The following is a 23,210-nucleotide window of genomic DNA, read 5'->3' as shown; positions in this document are numbered from 1 at the left end:
CCGAAGCCGAAGCCGAAGCGGCTGTGGAACTGACCCAGGAAGAGAACTCCGCTCCGCCGGAAGAAGCGCATCGAGAAGAGCCGCAGCAGGAAGAAAAACGCAGTGGATTCGTCCCCGCTTTGCTCGGCGGTGTGATCGCGGCGGGAATCGGATTTGCAGCCGGCAGCGCGGGCTTGTTCGGATCTGGCGATACAGATGCGCTTACGACGCTTGAGGCGAAGCTCAACGATCAGAGCACACAGATTGAGGCACTGACCAAGTCCCTGTCAGACACTTCTGGCGTCGACAGCAAGATTGAGGCGCTGACCGATCAGGTGACACCGATCACCTCCGATTTGGATACGCTCAAATCCAGTGTCGATGAACTGGCGAACAAGATCGACCCGCTGGCCAACCGTCTAAATAAAATTGAAAGCGACGCGCTGACCCAAGGCGCGTCCCCCGAGGCTTCGGCAGCCTTTGAGGCCGAACTGAAAAAATTGCAGGACTCATTGGCGGCGCAGCGGGCCGAAGTGGAAAAGATGGTGTCGGACGCACAAGCGCTAGAGGCGAAAGCCTCGGCCGAGGCTCTAGCGGCGACAAACGCGGCGATCCTTTCACGCCTACACGGTCAACTGGATGCTGGTCAGCCTTACGCAGACCTTGTCGCCGAACTGAAGGCAGGCGGCGTTGATGTGCCTGAGGCGCTGTCAAGCCCCGCCGATAAGGGTGTTGCAAGCGTATCGACCTTGCGGGCATCGTTCTCAACCGGTGCGCGCGCCGCGTTGGCCGAAGCACGGGATGCGGACAAAGCCACCGGTCTGGTGGCGTTCCTGCAACGACAGACCGGGGCGCGTTCGGTCACCCCACAAGATGGCGATGGTCCGGATGCGATCCTGTCTCGTGCCGAGTCGGCTCTGTCCGGCGGCGATGTCGCAACGGCGCTGACCGAACTTAAATCCCTGCCCGAAGCGGCGCAGGCAGCTATGGCTAATTGGGAGCAGGCAGCACAGGCGCGGGTTTCCGCGGTGGATGCCGCCAATGCGCTTCAGCCTAGCGTGAACTCGAACTGAAGGACCTGCCATGCTGTGGTCACTGTTTAAGATTCTAGTTTTTGTTGCGATTATCGGTCTTCTGGCCGTGGGTGCGGGTTCCCTCATGGAAACCAGCGGCGGTGTACAGATCACGGTCGGTGGGACGGAATACACTCTGGGGCCGTTGCAATCGGTCATTGCGCTGGGCGTTCTGGTTTTTGCAGTTTGGCTTTTGTTCAAGCTGCTGACCCTGTTGATTGCCACGCTGAAGTTCCTCAACGGAGACGAAACCGCCCTGTCGCGCTATTTCGATCGCAGTCGCGAGCAGCGCGGGTATCAAGCGTTGTCCGATGGTCTGATGGCGCTGGCCTCGGGCGAAGGGCGCGTGGCTTTGAACAAAGCCACCAAGGCAGAGCGGCTTTTGAACAAACCCGAGCTGACCAACCTGCTGGTGGCCCAGGCTGCCGAGATGAACGGTGACACCCAAAAGGCGGCTGACACCTACAAAAAGCTGGTGACGGACAATGCAACCCGCTTTGTCGGTGTGCGCGGTATCATGAAACAGAAACTGGCTGAAGGGGATGACGAAACCGCCCGCAAACTGGCTGAAAAAGCGTTGGCCATGAAGCCGCGCCATCTGGAAACACAGGACATTCTGCTGGGCCTGCAGACCAAAGCGCATGATTGGGCGGGCGCGCGGTCGACATTGACTGCCAAGCTGAAATCCGGTCACCTGCCGCGCGACGTGTTCAAACGTCGCGACGCTGTGTTGGCCCTGTCCGAGGCCAAGGGGATTCTGGACGAGAACGCCACAGTCGAACAGCAAGAGCGCGCGATTGAGGCGAACCGCTTGTCTCCTGATCTAGTGCCGGCGGCTGCAATGGCAGCGCGCGCTTACATCGAAAAGGGCAAACCGCGCAATGCGACCAAGATTCTAAAAAAAGCATGGGAGGTTCAGCCGCACCCCGACCTGGCCCATGTCTTTGCCGAGATTGCGCCAGGTGAAACGCCAGAGCAGCGGATCAAGCGCTTTACCGCGCTGACCCGCATTCACCCCGAAAATATGGAAACCCGTCTGATTTTGGCGGAACTGAACATCGTGGCCGAAGACTTCCCCGAGGCGCGTCGCGCGCTGGGCGATGTGGCCGAAAAGCAGGCGGATGCGCGCGGTTACACGTTGATGGCCGCCATTGAACGGGGCGAGGGGTCCTCGGACGCAGTGGTGCAGGGTTGGTTAGCCAAGGCGCTGACTGCACCGCGCGGGCCACAATGGGTCTGCGACAATTGTCATGACATCCAGCCGGAGTGGGCTCCAGTCTGTCAGAACTGCAGCAGCTTTGACACGCTAAGTTGGCAAACACCGCAAACGCCGGAAATTGCAAGCGCGACGGGTGTTCATATGCTGCCTCTGATCGTTGGTGCGTTGGAAGACAGCAGCGAGCCGGAAGCTGAGGTCGAGGTTGAAGTAGAAGACGTCGAGGAACCGGTTGATCCCGAGATCATCGAATTGGATGTGGAACCAGTACGCCCCGACGTCGAATCCGTGGTCGAGAAACAGGCCTGACGCGCTATTCCTCAGGCGAGTTCCTGACATAGGTCCAACGGTACTTCGGTGGTGTGGGGCCTTTGTTGCGGCCACCTTGCTGCATCTGCTCCCACGCATGTGCCAGTATGCCGACTGACCGGGACAGGCAAAACAAACCACGCGCAAGCGGTGGTTCGAACCCGAGCTCTGCGTAGATGACAGCTGTGGCCCCGTCGATGTTCATCGGGACGGGTTTGCCTTTGCGACGTGCGAGCTCTGCCTTGATATCCAACGCGATCTTCCGGAAACGTCCGTCACATGCGCCACGTTCTACTGCCTCAGAGACCAGAGCCATCAACCGCAGTGCGCGCGGATCAGTCGGTGTGTGAAACCGGTGGCCAAAACCCGGCAGTATCTTTCCGTGGTCGTCGATCCAGTCGTCAATCGCTGCACCGATCCCGCCCGAGTGCGACCCGACAAAGTTATACAGCTCAACCGCCTGCTCACCGGCGCCGCCGTGGATGTCGCCCAGCATGTTCACCGCACTGGCCATTGCGTTGTTCAAAGGCAAACCACAGGTCACAGCCATCCGGGCCGTCGCAATAGAAGGTGCCTGTGGTCCGTGATCCACGGCGGCGACCAGGGCCGCTTCGAACAGATCGGCCTGCGCGGGTAACGGGCGGTTGCCGCGCACCAGAAACCAGATCATTTCAACGAAACTGAGGTTGCCGATCAGGTCCTCGATGGGTTCACCGCGCAGGGCGATGCGTCCGGGTTCCATGTCAATGATGGATGTGCTCCACCAGTCGGAAACATCGCTCATATCACTCCATCCTTGGCCAGTTCCTTGATCTCATCCGGTGACAAGCCAAGTTCGGACCAGATTGTATCGTTATCCACACCCAATTCCGGCGGTGAGACTCTCGGCATGTTTCGCTGCCCGTCCATCACCACGGGGCTGCCGGCCAGTTGCATGTCCTCACCGTGCACCGGTAGTGTGCCGATCAACCCTCGGCTGGCCAACTGCTCATCGGCCAAAGCCTCAGGCACCGTCAGAACCTGCCCCGTGGGTACGCCCAAGCCATTCAATTCGCTGACCCAATCGCCGGCAGGGCGCGATTTCAGGGATTTCTCCAGTTCACCCCGCAAAGCGTGGCGGTTTCGTTTGCGATCTTCGCGCGTTGCGTAATCGGGGTCATCCAACAGGTCCTCTCGGCCAAGGTGTCGGGCAAGCACCTGCCATTGTTCATCGCGATTGGCGGCGATATTGATCGGGCTGTCGGATGTGGCGAAGGTACCGGACGGAGCCGAGGTTGTGTTTTCGTTGCCATGCGCGCCGGGCATCACACCGCCGACAAGGAAGTTGGACACAACCCATCCCATGGTCGAGATCACGGCCTCGGACATGGCAATATCCAGAAACGCACCGCGCGGCTTCGCGTTCAACGCAGCACTGATTGCAAAGGCAGCTGTCAGCCCCCCGACCGTATCAGCCAGCGGATAGCCGACGCGGTAGGGTGCTGTGTCCGCCGCGCCGGTGATCGACATGACCCCGCAGATGCCCTGAACGATCTGGTCATAGGCGGGGTCGTCGCGGCGCGGACCGTCCTGCCCGAACCCGCTTATTGCGCAATAGATCAAGGCGGGGTTTTCGGTACGTAGAACGTCATACCCCAGACCCAATCGATCCATCACGCCGGGCCGGAAGTTTTCAACCAGAACATCAGTCGTTTTCACAAGCTGCTTTAGCAGAGATTTGCCCCGACTGGATTTCATATCCAGCGTGACTGATTTCTTCTGCGCGTTCTGCGCCAGAAAGCTGACCCCCATACCGGCCTTGTTCCGGTCGGGATCGGCCCCCAACACACGGGCCAGATCACCGCTGAAGGGGCGTTCGACCTTGATCACCTCGGCTCCAATCAGGGCCAGTTGGTAACAACAATACGGGCCAGCCAGCACGTTTGTCAGATCAAGGACCCGAACACCCCCAAGCGGTTCAGTCGCCATCAGCCACACCAGCGGCCCGTGCCCGTGCACGACGCGCGCGGTAGCTGGGCAGCAGAACCAGCAGGGCGGCAATGGCAAGCAGGCCCAGGGTCATCGGACGTTCCCAGATAAACGCGATGCCGTCATACAGCTGCATCGAACGCGAAAAGTTATCCTCCATCATGCCGCCCAGGATGAATCCGATAAGCAAGGGGGCCAGCGGATAGTCTGCGAACTTCAAGGCCGTTGCGCATACGCCGAAACCCACCAGGATCAGCAATTCGGTGGCATTGTTCTGCCCGATATAGGCACCCATTAGTGTGAAGAACAAAATGAACGGGATCAGATAGTTGCGCGGAACGGCCAGCACTTTGGCAATGTAGGGGATCAGTGGCAGGTTCAGGATCAGCAGGACGAGGTTACCGATGAACATCGACATGATCACCGCCCAAAAGATCTGAGGCTCATCCAGCATAAGACGCGGGCCCGGGGTGACGTTCAGGGCAATCAAGGCACCCAGCAGGATCGCGGTCGTTCCGGAACCTGGAATGCCCAGTGTCAGCAGCGGCACGAAAGATCCGGTGCAAGCCGCATTATTCGCCGATTCAGGCGCGGCCAGACCTTTGATCGAGCCTTTGCCGAATTCCTCCTGCTCATCCTTGGGGGCAATGTTCCGTTCCACCGCATAGCCGAGGAAACTTGCAATTGTCGCGCCTGCGCCGGGCAGGACGCCGATAAAGAAGCCCTGCACCGATTGACGGCCGATGACCGGGGTGATGGCCTTTGCCTCGGCCTTGGTAATGCGCAGATCCTTGATCTTGCCGTCATCCCCTTTCAGGTCCTTGGGTTTAAGCACCAGGAACAACGCCTCGGGCAAGGCAAACATCGCCATGGCCAGAGTGATGAAGCCAAATCCGGATTGCAGATCCATGATACCCATTGTGAAACGCGGAAGATTGAACAGCGCCCCCTCTCCGACGGTGGCCATGATCAATCCCATGGTCGTCATGATGATGGCCTTTGCCACTTGCCCCGAACCGGCAAAGGCCGCGATGGCTGAAAGACCCACCACCATCAATGCGAAATATTCGGCTGAATGGAACAGCAGAGCGACTGAAGACAGTGCCGGTGCAAAGACCATCAGCAAAATGGCCCCTATCGTGCCGCCTGCGAAACTGGCGATTGCCGCGATGGTCAGGGCCTTGCCCGCCTTGCCCTGCCGGGCCATTGGATAACCGTCGAAGCTTGAGGCCACGGTCCCCGCGACCCCCGGCGCATTCAGCAGAATGGACGAGGTCGAGCCGCCGAAAATCGCACCATAGTAAACCCCTGCCAAAAGGATCAGTGCGGCGGATGGATCGCCCATCGAGATCGCAACCGGGATCATGATCGCGATGATCGACATCGGACCTAGACCCGGAAGCATGCCGATAAACGTGCCGATCAGGCATCCGGCTACGACCATCAGCAGGTTTTGAATTGAGAATGCCGTTTGCAGGCCGATCAGAAGTCCTTCAAGCATGTCAGCCTCCGAACACGCCCGGCAGGGGGCGCATATAAATTCCAAGAACTTCCTGAACCAGATACCAGACGGATCCGGTTGCAACGAACGCGACAGGCAGCATGATGTGCCACTTGCGTTCACCCAGAATGAAAGACCCGAGGATCAGGAAACTGGATGTCGCAATCAGAAAACCGACCGGGCGCAGGCACAGGGCATAGACAACCATGAGCACCAGAAGAGAAATTGCCTGACCCAGGTGATATTCCCCAAGTCTGCGGTAATCGATATCGGCCTCTTTAACTTCGTTCTTTTCAAAGCCAAGCAGGATGATCGAACACGCGACCACACCCAGAATAGACAGCACCTTTGGAAACGTGCTGGGCCAGATCGGATTTCTCTGCATGAAAGGAGGAAGACTTCCGTCCATCGTGAACCAGGCGGCGTACCCATATGTCAGGCAAACACCCAGTAAAATAAGCGCGATCCAGCGATCCAGCGCCATAACGTCCCCTCCCGTGTATCTTATTCTTTAGGGACGGCAGAGCGATCAAACGCTCTGCCGTAGATTGCTTTAGAGAAAGCCCAGCTTCTTCATCAGGTCGCTGATCTGCTGCTCCTGGCCTTCCAGAAACACCTCGAAATCGGTGCCTGAGTTGTGGATGTTGACCCAACCGTTACGGGCACGAACCTCTTCCCATTCGGGCGTGTCGTACATCTTGGCGATGGCTTGCTGATAGGCAGCCAGCTTGTCCTCGGGCAGGCCGGGGGCAGCAAAGAATCCACGCCAGTTCACGAAAGTGGTGTCGATGCCCTGTTCTTTCATTGTCTGTGCATCAGGTGCGGCATCAACGCGTTCCTCTGCGGTCACACCGATGATTTTAACCTCACCCGCGTTCGCCAGATCGACGGCTTCGGAGAAACCGGTCGACAGTGCGGCGATCTCACCCGACAGCAAGGCAGCCATAGCTTTACCGCCCGCATCATAAGGGATGTATTTAACGCCCAGCGCGTCCTTGCCTGCAGCTTCCATGACCATTGCGGCGACTAGATGGTCCATGCCGCCCGGAACTGAGCCGCCACCGATCGCGGTTGCGCCCGGATCAGCGTCATAGGCGGCCAGCAGGTCCGCCATCGAGTTGATCGGGCTGTCTTTGCCCACAACAATCGCCGCGTAATCACCGATCGTGCCCGAGACCAGTGTCAGGTCACGGAAGTTATGCGGGAATACACCGGTCAGCGAGCGGATCACGATGGGGGTCGAGTTGACCATCAGCGTGCCGTGGTTGCTGTCGGCGTTCTCGATCAGGAAGCCGATAGCTTTACCGCCGCCGCCGCCTGACATGTTTTCATAAGATGCCGTGCCTACCAGACCTGCATTTGTCAGGGCCTCGCCGGTTCCGCGGGCGGTTCCGTCCCAACCACCGCCGGCGCCGCCGGGGATCAGAAAGTGAATGCTGTCGACGACTTCTTCGGATGCTGCGGGTCCAACCAGACCAATTGCCGCAACAGCTGCGATCAGGGCCCGGCGGCCCAGGTTAAATGTTGTCATTATGTCCTCCCATTTGACAACTGGCCGCTCAGCGGCACAGATTATCCTGCACCTAAACACGCCAACCTGACATCAACCTGTCATGCAAAAAGAAACTGATTCCCGCCCATGAAATTTCTGCTTGTCGAAGACAATCTCGACCTCGCGAATGCGATCAGTTCCCGCATGCAGCTGGATGGTCATGTTGTTGATCATGCAGCGAATTTAGAGGATGCGCGCGCCTTTGTTGCGACCGAAGAATACGACCTTATCCTGCTGGATATCATGTTGCCTGATGGGGATGGCCGCGAGTTCCTAAGGCAGCATCGCGCCAGCCGTTTGGACACGCCGGTGATCGTCCTGACCGCGCGCAGTCAGGTTTCGGATCGAATCGGCTCGCTTGATCTGGGAGCGGATGACTATGTGACCAAACCCTTCGATCATGCCGAGCTAGAAGCCCGCTGCCGCGCCGTTTTGCGTCGGAAGTCCGGAAGCGCGAAATCGACGATTGAAGTTGGCGGAATTATCTTTGATCCGGTTGCTGGTCATTTGACCGTCGATGGCGTCACGCTCTCCCTCCGCAATCGCGAGCTGAGAATGATCGAGCTGTTCATAAACGCGCCTGGACAGGTATTTTCCAAGCAGAAGCTGGCGGACAGGTTGTTTTCTTATGATGACAACGTGTCGGACAACGCGATTGAGGTATATGTCGGGCGCTTGCGCAAGCATCTTGAAAAGTCCCGCATGAAAATCACTACTTTGCGCGGACTGGGGTATAGGCTGGATCATGACGACTAGCGCAACCGTCTCGGGATCACTAAGAAATCGGCTGGTGTTGACGCTGATCGGCGGAGCGGCAGTTTTGGCGATCCTATTGTTCCTGACAGTGCGCAGCTATGCCGCAAAGGTTGCCCAACAGGGACAGGACGATATTTTAGGGGCTTCGGTCTCGTCGATCCTTGATGCCGCTGCGCTCAGGCACGGCCAGCTTGAGGTGGACATCCCCTATGCCGCGTTTTCCATGCTCAGCACGCCGTCGGATGACCGGGTGTTCTATGCCATTTATCAGGATGGAGAATTCCTGTCCGGCTACGATGATCTGAGCCTCGCAGATGGCCCGATTGAAGGCAGATGGGCTTTTCAAACCGGTCAGGTGCGCGGCGAGCGTGTCCGTCAGGTCAGCGCCAGCCGAACGCTGGTTGGTTTGGGCCGCCAGACCGAGATTGAGGTTGCGTTGGGGCAAACGCAGGACGCGTTGTCGGATACGCTGGATCAGATTTCACGCAACGCGGCGTATTTGGGGATCGGGTTCTTTTTGCTGACCGCCGCGCTATCGTTCTGGGTGACATCATCAACGATCGGCCAGTTGAACAAACTGACGACCTCGGTCACACGCAGAGGTCCGCAGGATCTAAGCCCGTTCAAGAAACCCGTACCAAAAGAGATGGCGCCGCTGGTGACGTCGCTGAACTCGCTCATGGGCCGTCTAGACCAATCGCTTAGCCAATCCGAGGACTTTATCGCCGAAGCCGCGCACCGGGTGCGAACACCGCTTGCCACCGTCAGGTCTTATGCCGAGGCAACCCTTCACCGCGTGGAACGCGAAGACAATCGCGAGGCCTTGAAGGCCATGGTGCGGGCCATCGACGAAAGCTCACGCGCGGCAGGGCAGTTGCTGGATCACGCGATGATCACCTTCCGAGCGGATCATCTGGAGCGCGAGGAAATTGATCTGGTCGTCCTGATCCGCGATCTGGTGCAGCGCCTGATCCCGATTGCCGAAATGAAAGAGCTGACGCTTTCATTGTCGGGTGAGCCGTCGGTTCCTTACTCGGGCGACTCGATCCTGATCCAGAATGCTGTGCGAAATATGGTCGATAACGCGATGAAATATGCACCATCTGAAAGCGCTGTTGAGATCACGATCATTGCACATCCCGAACCCCAGATTCAGGTGCGCGACTCGGGCCCCGGCTTTCCGCCTGATGAAATCGACACACTGACACGCCGGTTCGAACGCGGACAGAACGCGGTTGGGACCATCGGGTCCGGTCTGGGATTGACGATCGCACAGGATGTGGCAACGGCGCATGGGGGCGCGTTGATCCTAAAGAACCGATCAAAGGGGGGTGCATGCGTTATCTTATCGCTCTAGTTTTGTTGGTTGTTCCCTGCCTTGGGTGGGCTGACGACTGGGAAGACCGCCTGATCTTTAATGAAAGCGCCGAAGGTCCGCGCCTTCGTGTGATTTCCAGTACCGATACTGTCTTATTCGCCCCGGTGATCGAGGGGTTTGTGGCGGAGAACCCCCGGATTAGTGTCGAATACCTCGTTTCCGGAACCGCTGACATCAACCGTCGTGTCCGCGCAACGCCCGAGGCCTTCGACGTGATCATCTCCAGTGCGATGGACCTGCAGTTGAAACTGGCAAATGACGGCTTTGCCCTGTCTATCGACGATGTCCCCGTCCCGGACTGGGCGCAATGGCACCACAGCCTTTTTGCATTCACCTCGGAACCCGCGACAATCGTGATCAACCGAACCGCGTTTGAAGGGCAGCCCATCCCCCAGACCCGGCAAAGCCTGATCGAGGCATTGCGCAAACGACCCGAGGAGTTTCGGGGCAAAGTTGGCACCTATGACGTGCGCCAATCTGGTCTGGGATATCTGTTTGCAACCCAGGATGCGCGCGCGTCTGAGACCTATTGGCGCTTGATGGAGGTTATGGGCGGCTTGGATGTGCGGCTCTATTGCTGCTCGGGCGAAATGATCAATGACCTAGCGGATGGCTCGATCCTGGTTGCTTACAATGTTCTGGGCAGTTACGCCGCTGTCCGAGCCGAGGGCAAAGACGCCCTTGAGGTCGTGTTACCGTCTGATTTTCAAACAATTATGATGCGTACAGCGATGGTTTCGAAAGCCACGCCAGAACCCAAAGCAGCCGAGTTGCTGCTGCGTTACCTCGTAACTGAGCGGCCAGCAGTGGCCGAAGAGGCCAGCCCGCTTCCTCTTTTGCAGCCGAGTGATGGTTCAGACGGGCGCGAGACAATCGGCCTTGATCCTGCGTTACTGACCTTTCTTGACGGGTTGAAACGAACAAAGTTCCTTTCCGCATGGGAAGATGCCGTTATTCAGTAATAGGATCGCCACCTAAGCCCGGTGGGTCGGTAAAAACTGAAACCGGCAACGATGCTGTTGGAATTCCTTTTCAACATCAATTGTCGCAATCAATTCCGTTTGGTAACGTCACCCACGCGTCGGGGAGGGCGTGTAAATCCAAATGTTGGACTATTCTCATAACGCTTGGCTTGTGGCGGCGTCTCTCGCTGTTGCGATGATGGCCGGATTCACCGGGCTTTATCTGACGCATGGGGCCTCAAAACTGGACGATCAGAAGCGCAAACTGGTCGTGGCGTTGGCTGCGATCATTCTGGGCGGTGGCATCTGGTCGATGCATTTCGTGGCCATGCTGGGCCTGCAATTGCCGATCCTGTTTTACTATGATGCTTTGATCACCCTGATCTCAGCCCTGGTCGCGATCCTGATGGTTGGTCTGGCGCTGCTGATCCTGCATTTCCGTCCCCGCACAATGGGCACAATTGTTGTTGCGGGCGTGATCGTGGGTCTGGGGATTGTTGTTATGCACTACGTCGGCATGGCCGGGATGGAACTGTGCCGCCCAGTTTACAATCTATGGGACGTGGTGACTTCGACCCTGGCTTCGGTCGTTTTGTCGGTGCTGGCAATCTGGGTTGCCTATGATAACCGAACGCAACGCAATATTTTGCTGGGAACGGTGTGTTTCGGGTTGGCGGTCTTCACCATGCATTTCGTTGCCACCGGCCTGACTGAATTTGTCGCAAGCGATACCGCCGGTCGCGCCGGACCTGCGCTAAACAATCAGGTGCTGGCGATGGGGGTCACGGTTTCCGTGTTCCTGATCTGTGGTGCATTCCTGCTAACGGGCATCACCTTCATCGAACCCACGGCAGCAGACGTATCGCCCAGCGCGCCGGAACCTGCCCGGGAGCCAGAGCCCCCATTGCGGGCCGGGGTTCCATTTGAGCGGGAGGGACAAACCTTTTTCGCCCAGCCTTCCAATATCGCAGCCATCCGGGCCGAAGGGCACTACACCGTTCTCTATATGAACGCCGAGAAACTGTTTTGCCCGTGGTCCATTACCGAAGCTGAAACGCGCTTGGCGCCTGACGGGTTTTTGCGAGCTCATCGCAGTTATCTGGTGAACCCCAAACAGGTCTCGCAGTTCGAGAGGCACAAGGACAACGGCACCTGCTATTTCGATGGTGTCGATGCGCTAGCCAAGGTGCCGGTCAGCCGATCCCGCCTGACGGACATTCGCGAGGCGCTGGGCCTTTGATCGCAGCTCGTGCAGCGCATTCGCATTTCGTGAAATAAGCCGCGCTCTCCGTTTCCACCGGCTGGAACGGATGGCTTCAGCGTTCTTTCCTTACCGCAGGTCCCCCAAGGCATACCGCTTGGACCCAGGGAGGAAAAACATGATACCAGCCGGATTTGAGTATCACCGGCCAGGCGATATCGCCTCGGCCATTGGCATTTTGCAGGAACACGGAGATGAGGCACGCGTAATCGCGGGCGGGCACAGCCTGATCCCGATGATGAAGCTGCGCATGGCCGAAATGGGCCATCTGGTTGATCTGCAAGCGATCGAAGAGCTCAAGGGCATCGAGGTCGGGTCAGACACCGTGACACTGGGTGCGATGGTGACCCAGCAGGAGCTGATCACCCATGACGGTTTGGCTTCCGCGATACCGTTGATCCGCGAGGCCGCGCTGCAGATTGCGGATCCTCAAGTGCGATATGTGGGAACCGTCGGTGGAAACGTCGCCAATGGCGATCCGGGCAATGACATGCCGGGGTTGATGCAATGCCTGAACGCTACGTTCGAACTGTCTGGCCCCGATGGTCGCCGCAGTGTCGCCGCGCGGGAGTTTTATGAGGCCGCTTACTTCACTGCGCGGGACGATGAGGAAATCCTGACCCGTATTTCGATCCCGGTGCCGGGCGCGGGTGTGGGTCAAGCCTATGAAAAGCAGAAACGCAAGATCGGCGATTATGCGACAGCGGCAGCCGCGGTGATGGTGGGCAATGGTCATGCCTCGGTCGCGATGACCAATCTGGCGGACACACCAGTTTGGTCTGATAGCGCAAGCAATGCGCTGGCGGATGGGGATGTCAGCGGTTGTGTCGCCGCGATGCTCGAAGCCATCGACCCGGTGGCCGACAATCGCGGCCCCGTCGAATTCAAGAAACACGTGGCCGCTGTGATGCTGCGCCGCGCCATCGAACGCGCGCAAAGCCGCGCGGGTTGAGGGGAGGAACAACGATGTCAAAAATGCACGTAAAACTCACCGTGAACGGCAAGCAGGTCGAAGGCCTGGCCGAGCCGCGCACGTTGCTGATCCATTTCCTGCGGGAAGATTTGAAAATCACCGGTCCTCATATCGGATGCGAGACCAGCCATTGCGGCGCCTGCACCGTGGATATCGACGGCAAGTCCGTGAAATCCTGCACGACTTTTGTGGCGCAGGTGAATGGGGCCGATATCACTACTGTCGAAGGGCTGACCAATGACGATGGCAGCCTTGGGGTTCTGCAAGAGATGTTCCGCGAACATCACGGGCTGCAATGCGGCTTTTGCACGCCGGGCATGATCACCCGCGCGCATCGTCTGCTGCAGGAAAATCCAAACCCGACCGAGGAAGACATCCGCTTTGGCATGTCCGGCAACCTGTGCCGCTGCACCGGGTATCAGAACATCGTCAAGGCGATCGCGGCATCTGCCGACATGCTGAACGCTCAGAAGGAGGCTGCGGAATGAACGACCAGACTCTGACCCCCGAAGAACGCGTCGCCAATCTTAAAGGGATGGGCAGTTCGCGCAAACGCGTCGAGGATGTGCGCTTTACCCAGGGCAAGGGCAATTATGTCGATGACATCAAGATGGACGGGATGCTGTTTGGCGCCTTTGTCCGCTCTCCCTATGCCCATGCCCGCGTCGTCAGCGTGAACAAAGAGGCTGCGATGGCGATACCTGGCGTTGTTGCTGTTCTGACCGCCGAAGACCTTGCGCCATTGGGATTGCATTGGATGCCGACGCTGGCGGGCGACAAGCAAATGGTGCTGGCCGATGGCAAGGTTCTGTTCCAGGGCCAGGAAGTTGCCTATGTCGTCGCCGAAAACCGTTACGTCGCGGCGGATGCAGCCGAGCTGGTCGAAGTTGACTATGAAGAGCTGCCCGTTCTGACCGACCCGTTCGAGGCGCTGAAATCGGATGTCGTCCTGCGCGAAGACCTCGCAGGTCAGACCGAAGGCGCACATGGGCCGCGAAAGCATCACAACCACATCTTCACCTGGGAACAGGGCGACAAGGACGCGACCGAAGCGGTTCTGGGCGAGGCTGATGTCGTGGCCGAAGAGATGGTTTATTACCACCGCACGCATCCTTGCCCGTTGGAGACCTGCGGCTGTGTCGCGTCAATGGATAAGGTGACCGGTAAGCTGACGCTCTATGGCACGTTTCAGGCCCCGCACGCGATCAGGACAGTTGTATCGCTGATCTCGGGTTTGGCCGAGCACAATATCCGGGTGATCAGCCCCGATATCGGCGGTGGCTTTGGCAATAAAGTCGGCGCCTATGCGGGCTATGTCTGCTCGGTTGTGGCCTCGATCGTCACCGGCCAGCCTGTGAAATGGGTAGAAAACCGGATGGAAAACCTGATGTCCACCGCCTTTGCACGGGACTACTGGATGCAAGGAAAGATCGCGGCCACCAAAGATGGCAAGATCACTGGTCTGTGGTGCCATACGACAGCGGATCATGGTGGCTTTGATGCCTGTGCCGATCCGACCAAGTTCCCGGCAGGGTTCATGAACATCTGCACCGGGTCTTATGACATCCCCACTGCTTATCTGGCTGTGGACGGGGTCTATACCAACAAGGCACCGGGTGGCGTGGCCTATCGGTGTTCTTTCCGGGTGACCGAGGCTGCCTATTTCATCGAACGGATGATCGAGGTTCTGGCCATCAAGCTGAACATGGACGCGGCCGAGCTGCGCCGGATCAACTTTATCCGCAAAGATCAGTTCCCGTATCAGTCCGCGCTGGGCTGGGAATATGACTCGGGCGATTATCACACCGCGTGGGACAAGGCGCTGAAGGCCGTCGACTATGAAGGCCTGCGGGCCGAACAGGCGCAACGGATCGAGGATTTCAAGGCTGGTAAGACCCGCAAATTGTTGGGGATAGGTCTGACGCATTTCACCGAAATCGTCGGCGCCGGACCGGTCAAGAACTGCGATATCCTTGGGCTTGGTATGTTCGACTCGTGCGAGATTCGCATCCACCCGACTGGCTCTGCCATCGCGCGGCTGGGGACGATCAGTCAGGGTCAGGGCCACGCAACGACCTTTGCCCAAATCATCGCCAGTGAAATTGGCCTGCCCGCCGATGATATCACGTTGGAGGAGGGAGACACTGATACCGCGCCCTATGGGCTTGGCACCTATGGGTCTCGTTCGACGCCGGTTGCCGGGGCTGCGACAGCAATGGCCGCGCGAAAAATCCGCGCCAAGGCGCAAATGATCGCGGCCTATCTGCTCGAGGTCCATGACAACGATGTCGAATGGGATGTCGATCGCTTTTCGGTCAAAGGTGCGCCTGAGCGGTTCAAAACCATGAAAGAGATCGCTTTTGCCGCCTACAACCAGGCTATTCCGGGGCTGGAGCCCGGTCTGGAGGCCGTCAGCTACTATGACCCGCCGAATATGACTTACCCGTTCGGGGCCTATATCTGTGTCATGGAGATCGATGTGGATACCGGTGAATGGGATGTCCGGCAGTTCTATGCGCTGGACGATTGCGGCACGCGGATCAACCCGATGATCATCGAAGGGCAGGTCCATGGTGGGGTGACCGAAGCGCTGGCCATCGCGATGGGTCAGGAGATTGCCTATGATGAAATGGGCAATATGAAGACCGCTACACTGATGGATTTCTTCCTGCCAACGGCTTGGGAGACTCCGAACTACACCACCGACCACACGGTCACGCCATCTCCGCACCACCCGATCGGTGCAAAAGGTGTTGGTGAAAGCCCGAATGTTGGCGGTGTACCTGCGTTCTCGAACGCGGTGCATGATGCGTTCCGGCCCTTTGGGTTGGTGCAAAGCCATATGCCACATGACCATTGGCGGATCTGGAAGATCGCCAACGGGTTGGGGATGCACGGGTAAACGGTTTCGAACCGGCTATTGCCGGTCCGACCGAACGGAGGGGGTTCTACCCCCTCCGAACCTCCCCCGGGATATTTGTAGCCAGATGAAGATTGGATCCTGGTTTTGACTTTGAGTGATGTTCAGAACGGATTGGCTGCGCAGGGTTATGTTTCCGATGACCGGTTGTCGATGGCGCTGCATTTGGCACAGCACCTTGGGCGGCCATTGTTGCTGGAAGGTCCTGCTGGCGTTGGAAAGACCGAAGTGGCCAAGGCCCTGGCCGCGTGGCAGGACGCCCGGCTGATCCGGCTGCAATGTTATGAAGGGCTGGACGCCAGTCATGCCATTTATGAATGGAACTATCAGCGTCAGCTTCTGGCGATCCGAGCGAGCGAGGCGCAGGGCGGAACGAGCGAAGCACAGCTTTTCTCAGATGAATATCTGCTGAAACGTCCCTTGTTAGAGGCAATTTCACAAGATGCCCCTCCGGTTCTGCTAATTGATGAAATTGACCGGGCCGACGAAGAGTTCGAGGCGTATCTGTTGGAGATCCTCTCGGACTTTCAAATCACAATTCCCGAACTGGGTACGATCCCGGCGCGTACGAAGCCGACCGTTATTCTGACGGCGAATGGCACGCGGGACTTGTCCGATGCATTGCGTCGCCGGTGTCTGTACAGTTTCCTCGACTACCCGTCGCGTGAAACCGAATTGGCGATCCTGAAAGCCCGCATGCCCCAAGTTGAAGGGCAGCTGGCGCGCCAGATTGTTGGCGTCGTGCAGGCTTTGCGCAAAGAAGACTTGGAGAAGACTCCCGGCATCGCCGAGATGCTGGACTGGGCGGCAGCCCTTTCAGGATTGGGTGTCAACGACATGGCGCAGTCCCGCGAAGAGGTTCAGGCGACTCTTGTCTGTCTTCTGAAAACCGCAGCCGATTATGACGCGGCCCCGCCTGAAGTGATGGATCGCCTGATCGGAAAGGTGGCGTGATGCAGGTCACCCGGTTCCCTTCTCGCGCCTCTGGGCTGGCGGATCGCATGTCTGGTTTCATTGCACATTTGCGTATGAACGGGATGCGCGTCGGACCGGCTGAGACCGGGGATGCATTGGCGGTGCTGGCGGAAGTAGAGGCGACGGATTTGCAGCAGGCCAGACAGGCGCTGTGTGTATTGCTGGCTGGTGACGCGGAAGACTGGCGACGGTTTGACGATCTTTTCGATGCGTATTGGCTCAATGCCGGAAAGCAGCGCACTGGAGGGGCGCAAACCGCGCATGTTCGGGTGCAGTCCGCCAAGCCGATGATCTGGCAGCAAGAAAGCCATGACATTCAGGAAACCAGTTCCGGTTCGGATCAGGACGCAACCCCTGATCCGGGCGACGGGGAGGCAGTGGGGAGAGACGGGAAGCTGATTGCGACCCGTACGGCCAACCTGTCGCGTCGGGATTTGCGTGAGCTGATGGATGAAGACGCGCTGAAGCAGGCCGAACAGGCCGCAACTGCGCTGGCGCGCGCCATCCGCGACCGCCGCTCGCGCAGGCGGAAAAAAGCGCTAAGGGGGCCTGCTCTGGACATGCGTCGGATACAGCGCGCCAGCCTTGCACGAGGCGGCGAGCCGATGGACCTGTATCGCCGCGCCCGCTCACCGCGCCCGATGCGGATCGTTGCATTATGCGATGTAAGCGGGTCAATGACTGTATACTCGCGCGTCTTTCTGGCCTTCCTGAAAGGCTTGATAGGCACTGGAACTGAGGCGGACGCATATCTGTTCCACACGCGCTTGATGCGCGTCACGGGTGCGTTGCGCGACCACGATTCGCTGCGCGCAGCAGGACGGTTGTCACTGATGGCCGAAGGGTTTGGCGGAGGCACGGATATCTCAGGCAGTCTTGAGCATTTTCTAAATGGATATGGCGCGCGCGCACTGAACGGTCGGACCATCGTACTGATCCTGTCCGACGGGTACTGCAGCTCGGACCCGCAAGCGCTGGGCGATGTATTGGCTCGGATTCGACGCAAGGCCCGGCGGATCGTCTGGCTAAATCCGCTGAAGGGCTGGCGCGACTATCAGCCCATTGCCGCCGCAATGCAGGTCGCTGAGCCGTATCTGGACGCGCACCTGCCCGCAAACACGCTTGAGGCGCTGGTGGCGCTGGAGCCGCAATTCCGTAAGCTGTGAAAGGAGCCCACATGGCAAGCTTGGACATATTCGACACGATTGAGCAGCTGCGCAAAACTGATGAAGCCTTTTGCGTGGCCACGGTGTTGCGGACTGCGGATGCAACTTCGGCGAAAGCCGGGGGCAAGGCTGCGATTACAAAAGATGGACGGATCCTTGGCCATTTGGGCGGGGGCTGCGTTCAACGTGCGGTTCGATCCTCGGCCCAGCAGGCGTTGGCCAGTGGTTCGCCGCAAATGATTCGGGTCAAACCTTCGGAAAAGGTGGTGAACATGGCCGATCCTGATGGCATTCAGACGTTCAAAAGCGGTTGTCCGTCCGGTGGCACGGTCGATCTGCTTGTCGAACCGTATCAGCACGCACCGCGATTGGTGATTTTTGGCGAGTCGCTGATTGCAGTGGCACTAGCAGCCCATGGGGCACTAGCTGGGTTTCGCGTGTGTCTCAGCGACGCGCCAGAGACAGAAGGTGACTTTCAACGGTTCACTCTGGATTCCGTCCAGGACCTAGGGGTCGAGCCGCGGGATTTCGTTGTCGTGGCCTCGCAAGGACAGGGGGATGCCGCGGCCCTGGCCGCCGCTCTGCAAACAGATGCCAAGCGTGTGTCGATGGTGGCCAGCCATCGCAAAGCCGAAACGCTAGTGGCCAAACTGATAGCGCAAGGTTTGGATCCGATACGGGCCGCACGGATGAAGTCGCCAGCGGGTCTGAACATCCACGCGATCGACCCACATGAGATCGCCGTGTCGATCCTGGCCGAAATTGTGCTTTGGCGAAACAGTGACAAATCCAAAACGGAGTCCCATGATGAGAAACGTGCTTAAACGCCTGAGGTCCCTGTGGCCCGCGCGCCCCGAACAAACTCCGGAAGAGGCGACAGAGACCGCGCTTCTGGTTTATCCAAGATGCTGTTGAACAAAGGAAAGTTGAATGGAACTGAGTGACGAAGTCCGCATCTCTGCGCCGCGGGATGTGGTATACAAGGCTCTGAATAATCCCGAAATCCTGCAGGAGTGCATCCCAGGGTGTGAAGAGCTGATCCAGAATTCACCCGAAGATCTGGAAGCCAAGGTGGTCTTGAAGATCGGCCCGGTCAAAGCACGGTTTGCGGGCGCTGTGACGCTGGACACCACCAATGCACCGGACGGGTTTTCACTGACAGGTGAAGGCAAAGGCGGCGCCGCCGGATTCGCCAAGGGCGGTGCAGATGTAACGCTGACCGAAGATGGGGACGAAACCGTTCTGGCTTATACAGCCAAGGTCGAGGTCGGTGGAAAAATCGCGCAACTGGGCAGCCGCCTGATCGCTGGAACGGCAAAAAAGCTGTCGGGCAAGTTCTTTACTCGGTTTGGAGAGGTTGTTTCTGAGCAATCCGTTACTTGAAACTCGTGACAGGGCCGGTGAATGGACCGGCCCGCGTCAGATCACATCACAGGGAAACTCAATTCCGGTGAGAGAATATCAGTGACTTGATTTTAAGGAGATTTGGTGCCCAGGAGAGGACTCGAACCTCCACGTCCATACGGACACTAGCACCTGAAGCTAGCGCGTCTACCATTCCGCCACCTGGGCAGGTGTCGTGGAGGGGCGTTTAAGCCCACTGGCAGGAAGGGTCAACCAGATTCGGATAGAATTTTGAAAGTTTTTTCGGCGCGTCCAAATTCTACCTGAATCGGTTGGTCTTTTCCCTGATGCGCGGCGTTATTGCGCCTTGTTTGACAAGGCTCAGAGCGCTAGATCGATAAAGGACCCACAAGCAGGAGCCCTCTCATGTCTAAAATGGTCACGATTTATGGCGGATCGGGATTTGTCGGCCGGTATATTACGCGGCGCATGGCGAATGAAGGGTGGCGTGTCCGTGTGGCGGTTCGGCGTCCGAATGAGGCGATGTTCGTCAGACCCTACGGTGTCGTTGGTCAGGTCGAACCCATTTTGTGCAACATCCGTGATGATGCTTCGGCCGCTGCTGCAATGCACGGGGCAGACGCGGTGGTGAATTGCGTCGGCGTGCTGAACGAGCTGGGCAAGAACGCCTTTGACACAGTGCAGGCCGATGGGGCCGAGCGGATCGCGCGATTGGCGGCCGAACAGGGTATTTCTCGGATGGTTCATATCTCAGCCATCGGCGCGGACGCCGAGTCCGACAGTCATTATTCGCGAACCAAGGCCCATGGTGAGGCCGGTGTGCTGACCCATATGCCAGATGCAATTATTCTGCGGCCGTCTGTAATTTTCGGGACCGAAGATCAGTTCTTTAACCGGTTTGCCGGGATGACCCGGATGGGACCTTTCCTGCCGCTGGTCGGCGCTGAAACCAAGTTCCAGCCGGTCTATGTGGATGATGTGGCCAAGGCCGCTGTTCAGGGCGTCCTGGGCCAAGCTGAAGCCGGTGTGTATGAGCTGGGCGGGCCCGAGGTGAAAACCTTCCGCGCGTTGATGCAGCAGATGCTTGATGTGATCTACCGACGCCGAGTGATCATCGGAATGCCCTTCTTTGTGGCCCGGATTATGGCGGGCGTGTTGGACATCTTGAAGTTCGTCAGCTTTCAGCTTTTCCCGAACCACATCCTGACACGCGATCAACTGAAAAACCTGCGTCGCGACAATGTTGTGTCCGACGGCGCCAAAGGGTTCGCGGATCTTGGGATCGAGCCAGCGACGTTGGAATCGGTGCTGCCGGATTACCTTTGGAAGTTCCGCCCATCGGGTCAGTATGACGACATCCAGAACTCGGCCAACAATCTGCGGACCTGATCAGCTATAGGCGATCACAAGCAGGATTGCGCCCAGGATCACGCGGTAGATGACATAAGGTGTAAAGCTGACGCTGCGCAGCAGGCGCATCATCAGGGTCAGAGCCAGCAGAGCTGAAATAAACGCAAAGAATGCCGCGATTGCCCCGTCTCGGGCCAATTGGGCGTCTGCTTCGCGGATCACGTCTACAGACAACAAAACGCCTGAGGCAAGAATGGTCGGGATCGACATCAACATCGCGATCCGCGCACCATCCTCGCGCGTATAGCCCAGTTGGCGCGCTCCGGTGATGGTGATGCCTGATCGGGAAGTTCCAGGTATCAGGGCGAGAACCTGCCACAGCCCCATGATCAGCGCATCACGCAGGCCCCATTCGCTTGCTTGTTTGGTTTGCGGTCCTTTTTGATCGGCCCAATACAGAACGAGGCCAAATACCAGCATTGTCCAGCCGATGACCGCCATTGACCGAAACGCCTCGATCAGGCCGGTATTGAACAGGATAGCCCCGACAATCACGGTGGGAATCGTGGCGATGATCAGACCCATGGCCAGCTGCGCCTGTGGTGTGTCGACCCGTCCAGTCAACGCCCGGGGAAGACCGGCAATCGCCTGTTTCACATCGGACCAGAAATACAGAATCACAGCGCCCAAAGTGCCCACATGCACGGCCACGTCGATGGCCAGACCTTGATCGTCCAGCCCGGTCAAGCTGGGTAGCAGTATCAAATGACCAGATGAAGAGATCGGCAAAAACTCAGTGATACCCTGAATAATCGCCGCGAGAATCAATTGAAAAAGACCCATCTGCCCCGCCGTGTTGTGGTCACGTCCTTGTTTGCTCAATGGGTATAAGTGCGCTGTGGAAAAGGAAAGCATGCATATAGGTCCGAAACGGAACTAAAAATCGTGTTAAATTTCAAATCACCACCAAAATCCCAACCAAAATCCCAAATTAGGTCAGTACAGTTGACTTTTCATCCGATCTCGCATCTCTTAAAAAGACGTGACCAAGCCAATTCATGGAGTTTGACCCGTGGCCAAGCAACCGATGCTGAAATTTGTGCAGATCGACCGCGTCATGCCCGAAAAGCGTGCCGCCGATGACCGCAGAGAAGATTTTGATGAAATCTACGCCGAATTCGCAGCAGAAAAAGCCAAGGAACAAGCCAGCCGATGCAGTCAGTGTGGTGTTCCATACTGCCAGTCTCATTGCCCGCTGCACAACAATATCCCTGACTGGCTGCACCTGACCGCGACAGGTCGTCTGGAAGAGGCTTATCAAACCAGCCAGGCCACCAACACGTTCCCCGAGATATGTGGCCGTATCTGCCCGCAGGACCGCCTGTGCGAGGGCAACTGCGTGATCGAGCAATCGGGCCACGGCACGGTCACCATTGGCACGATTGAGAAATACATCACCGACACCGCCTGGGACAAAGGCTGGGTGAAACCCACCGCTCCGGGTGCCGAGCGCAGCGAAAGCGTTGGCATCATCGGTGGCGGCCCCGGTGGTCTGGCTGCGGCTGACATGCTGCGCCAGGCGGGCATTCAGGTCACCGTCTATGATCGTTATGATCGCGCAGGTGGTCTGCTGATGTACGGCATACCAGGGTTCAAGCTGGAAAAAGACATCGTGCAGCGCCGCAATGACCTGCTGGCCGATGGCGGAGTCGAGTTTGTGCTGAACTGCGATGTGGACGCCGCCAAGTTCGAAGAAATCCGCACCAAGCATGATGCGGTGATCATTGCGACAGGTGTGTACAAATCGCGTGATCTGTCCATGCCCGGCAGCGGTCTGGCTGGAATCGAAAAAGCCATCGATTTCCTGACCGCCTCGAACCGTAAAAGCTTTGGTGATGACGTCGAGGACTTTGACAATGGCCGCTTGAATGCCGAAGGCAAGAAGGTCGTCGTGATTGGTGGCGGTGATACCGCGATGGATTGTGTGCGGACCTCGATCCGGCAAGGTGCCACGTCGGTCAAATGTCTCTATCGTCGTGATCGGGCGAACATGCCGGGTTCGCAGCGCGAAACCCAAAACGCCGAGGAAGAAGGCGTGGTGTTCGAATGGCTGAGCGCGCCCAAAGGCTTTACCGGCGACGACACCGTCGCGGGCGTGATGGTGCAAAAGATGCGTCTGGGCCAACCCGATGCGACCGGCCGTCAGGCGCCGGAGGTGATCGAAGGCGCGGATTATGTCGAAGATGCCGATCTGGTGATTAAGGCGCTGGGCTTTGAGCCTGAAGACCTGCCCACCCTGTTCGGCCAGCCCGACCTGCCTGTCACCCGTTGGGGCACCGTCAAGGCAGCGTTCGAGACCGGCGCGACCGAGATGGACGGCGTCTATGCCATTGGTGACATCGTGCGCGGTGCATCTCTGGTAGTATGGGCCATTCGTGACGGTCGCGACTGCGCCGATGCGATTATTGATCGCTTCAACGCCAAGGCTGCCATCGCAGCCGAATAA

The 23,210-nt window shown here is 58.1% G+C and carries 21 protein-coding genes and 1 tRNA gene; 15 read left to right on the top strand and 7 right to left on the bottom strand.

From position 1 onward, the window contains the following. On the top strand, positions 1-1,052 hold a 1,052-nt coding region (locus DS906_RS16850), incomplete at its 5' end, for a hypothetical protein (RefSeq protein ID WP_199528590.1). 10 nt (positions 1,053-1,062) lie between these two features. Then, positions 1,063-2,577 carry a heme biosynthesis protein HemY gene (locus DS906_RS16845; RefSeq protein WP_113791288.1) on the top strand — a complete coding sequence of 505 codons (1,515 nt, stop codon included), beginning with the start codon at positions 1,063-1,065 and terminating at the stop codon, positions 2,575-2,577. A 4-nt stretch (positions 2,578-2,581) separates the two neighbouring features. On the opposite strand, the gene DS906_RS16840 is transcribed toward DS906_RS16845, so the two are convergent. From DS906_RS16840 to DS906_RS16820, 5 genes are all read right to left on the bottom strand, one after another. Next, complete coding sequence (locus DS906_RS16840; protein WP_113791287.1) at positions 2,582-3,361, bottom strand: citryl-CoA lyase; 780 nt, start codon at positions 3,359-3,361, stop codon at positions 2,582-2,584. Continuing rightward, positions 3,358-4,545, bottom strand: coding sequence for a CaiB/BaiF CoA-transferase family protein (locus tag DS906_RS16835; RefSeq protein WP_113791286.1), 1,188 nt, complete (start codon positions 4,543-4,545; stop codon positions 3,358-3,360). The genes DS906_RS16840 and DS906_RS16835 overlap by 4 nt, the downstream gene beginning before the upstream one ends. Beyond that, positions 4,535-6,046 (bottom strand): tripartite tricarboxylate transporter permease, encoded by a 1,512-nt coding sequence (locus DS906_RS16830; RefSeq protein ID WP_113791285.1) that lies wholly within the window; start codon positions 6,044-6,046, stop codon positions 4,535-4,537. Before DS906_RS16830 ends, DS906_RS16835 begins: the two co-directional genes overlap by 11 nt. A gap of 1 nt (position 6,047) precedes the next feature. Beyond that, positions 6,048-6,530, bottom strand: coding sequence for a tripartite tricarboxylate transporter TctB family protein (locus DS906_RS16825; RefSeq protein WP_113791284.1), 483 nt, complete (start codon positions 6,528-6,530; stop codon positions 6,048-6,050). Positions 6,531-6,599: 69 nt separating this feature from the next. Further along, positions 6,600-7,577, bottom strand: a complete 978-nt coding sequence (locus DS906_RS16820; RefSeq protein WP_113791283.1) for a tripartite tricarboxylate transporter substrate binding protein — start codon at positions 7,575-7,577, stop codon at positions 6,600-6,602. Positions 7,578-7,685: 108 nt separating this feature from the next. Here DS906_RS16820 and DS906_RS16815 point away from each other — a divergent pair, with 108 nt between their 5' ends. The 11 genes from DS906_RS16815 to DS906_RS16765 all read left to right on the top strand — a co-directional run bounded on the left by DS906_RS16815 (position 7,686) and on the right by DS906_RS16765 (position 19,372). Further along, entirely contained in the window at positions 7,686-8,354 is a 669-nt protein-coding gene (locus tag DS906_RS16815) for a response regulator transcription factor (protein WP_113791282.1), read from the top strand. Next, the gene (locus DS906_RS16810; RefSeq protein ID WP_113791281.1) at positions 8,344-9,711 is read left to right on the top strand and encodes a sensor histidine kinase; all 1,368 of its coding nucleotides are present in this window, start codon (positions 8,344-8,346) and stop codon (positions 9,709-9,711) included. Before DS906_RS16815 ends, DS906_RS16810 begins: the two co-directional genes overlap by 11 nt. Then, complete coding sequence (locus DS906_RS16805) at positions 9,690-10,694, top strand: ABC transporter substrate-binding protein (protein ID WP_113791280.1); 1,005 nt, start codon at positions 9,690-9,692, stop codon at positions 10,692-10,694. The genes DS906_RS16810 and DS906_RS16805 overlap by 22 nt, the downstream gene beginning before the upstream one ends. Positions 10,695-10,836: 142 nt before the next feature. After that, positions 10,837-11,934 (top strand): MHYT domain-containing protein, encoded by a 1,098-nt coding sequence (locus tag DS906_RS16800; protein WP_113791279.1) that lies wholly within the window; start codon positions 10,837-10,839, stop codon positions 11,932-11,934. A gap of 139 nt (positions 11,935-12,073) precedes the next feature. Then, entirely contained in the window at positions 12,074-12,907 is an 834-nt protein-coding gene (locus DS906_RS16795; RefSeq protein ID WP_113791278.1) for a xanthine dehydrogenase family protein subunit M, read from the top strand. Positions 12,908-12,921: 14 nt separating this feature from the next. After that, complete coding sequence (locus DS906_RS16790; RefSeq protein ID WP_109313028.1) at positions 12,922-13,416, top strand: (2Fe-2S)-binding protein; 495 nt, start codon at positions 12,922-12,924, stop codon at positions 13,414-13,416. After that, positions 13,413-15,830: an aerobic carbon-monoxide dehydrogenase large subunit gene (locus tag DS906_RS16785; protein WP_113791277.1), complete on the top strand. Its 2,418-nt coding sequence runs from the start codon at positions 13,413-13,415 to the stop codon at positions 15,828-15,830. The genes DS906_RS16790 and DS906_RS16785 overlap by 4 nt, the downstream gene beginning before the upstream one ends. Before the next feature lie 105 nt (positions 15,831-15,935). Then, positions 15,936-16,802 (top strand): MoxR family ATPase, encoded by an 867-nt coding sequence (locus DS906_RS16780; protein ID WP_113791276.1) that lies wholly within the window; start codon positions 15,936-15,938, stop codon positions 16,800-16,802. 47 nt (positions 16,803-16,849) lie between these two features. Beyond that, positions 16,850-17,989, top strand: a complete 1,140-nt coding sequence (locus DS906_RS16775; protein ID WP_233494824.1) for a VWA domain-containing protein — start codon at positions 16,850-16,852, stop codon at positions 17,987-17,989. Between the two features lie 11 nt (positions 17,990-18,000). Continuing rightward, positions 18,001-18,813, top strand: a complete 813-nt coding sequence (locus DS906_RS16770) for an XdhC family protein (protein ID WP_113791274.1) — start codon at positions 18,001-18,003, stop codon at positions 18,811-18,813. Between the two features lie 106 nt (positions 18,814-18,919). Further along, positions 18,920-19,372, top strand: a complete 453-nt coding sequence (locus tag DS906_RS16765; RefSeq protein WP_113791273.1) for a CoxG family protein — start codon at positions 18,920-18,922, stop codon at positions 19,370-19,372. Between the two features lie 103 nt (positions 19,373-19,475). Here the strand turns inward: DS906_RS16765 and DS906_RS16760 are convergent. Then, positions 19,476-19,561 (bottom strand) — tRNA-Leu (locus DS906_RS16760). A 198-nt stretch (positions 19,562-19,759) separates the two neighbouring features. Here DS906_RS16760 and DS906_RS16755 point away from each other — a divergent pair. Then, positions 19,760-20,743 (top strand): complex I NDUFA9 subunit family protein, encoded by a 984-nt coding sequence (locus tag DS906_RS16755; RefSeq protein ID WP_113791272.1) that lies wholly within the window; start codon positions 19,760-19,762, stop codon positions 20,741-20,743. On the opposite strand, the gene DS906_RS16750 is transcribed toward DS906_RS16755, so the two are convergent. Further along, positions 20,744-21,547 (bottom strand): undecaprenyl-diphosphate phosphatase, encoded by an 804-nt coding sequence (locus tag DS906_RS16750; protein WP_113791271.1) that lies wholly within the window; start codon positions 21,545-21,547, stop codon positions 20,744-20,746. A gap of 229 nt (positions 21,548-21,776) precedes the next feature. Between DS906_RS16750 and DS906_RS16745 the strand changes: the two genes are divergently transcribed. Continuing rightward, a complete protein-coding gene (locus tag DS906_RS16745; RefSeq protein WP_113791270.1) occupies positions 21,777-23,210 on the top strand; it encodes an NAD(P)-dependent oxidoreductase in 1,434 nt (477 codons plus the stop codon).

It is taken from the genome of Ruegeria sp. A3M17, assembly GCF_003318255.1.
Taxonomy (GTDB): Bacteria; Pseudomonadota; Alphaproteobacteria; order Rhodobacterales; family Rhodobacteraceae; genus Ruegeria.
The sequence above is the reverse complement of the archived record's forward strand: the minus strand, read 5'-3'. Positions and strand labels throughout refer to the sequence as shown.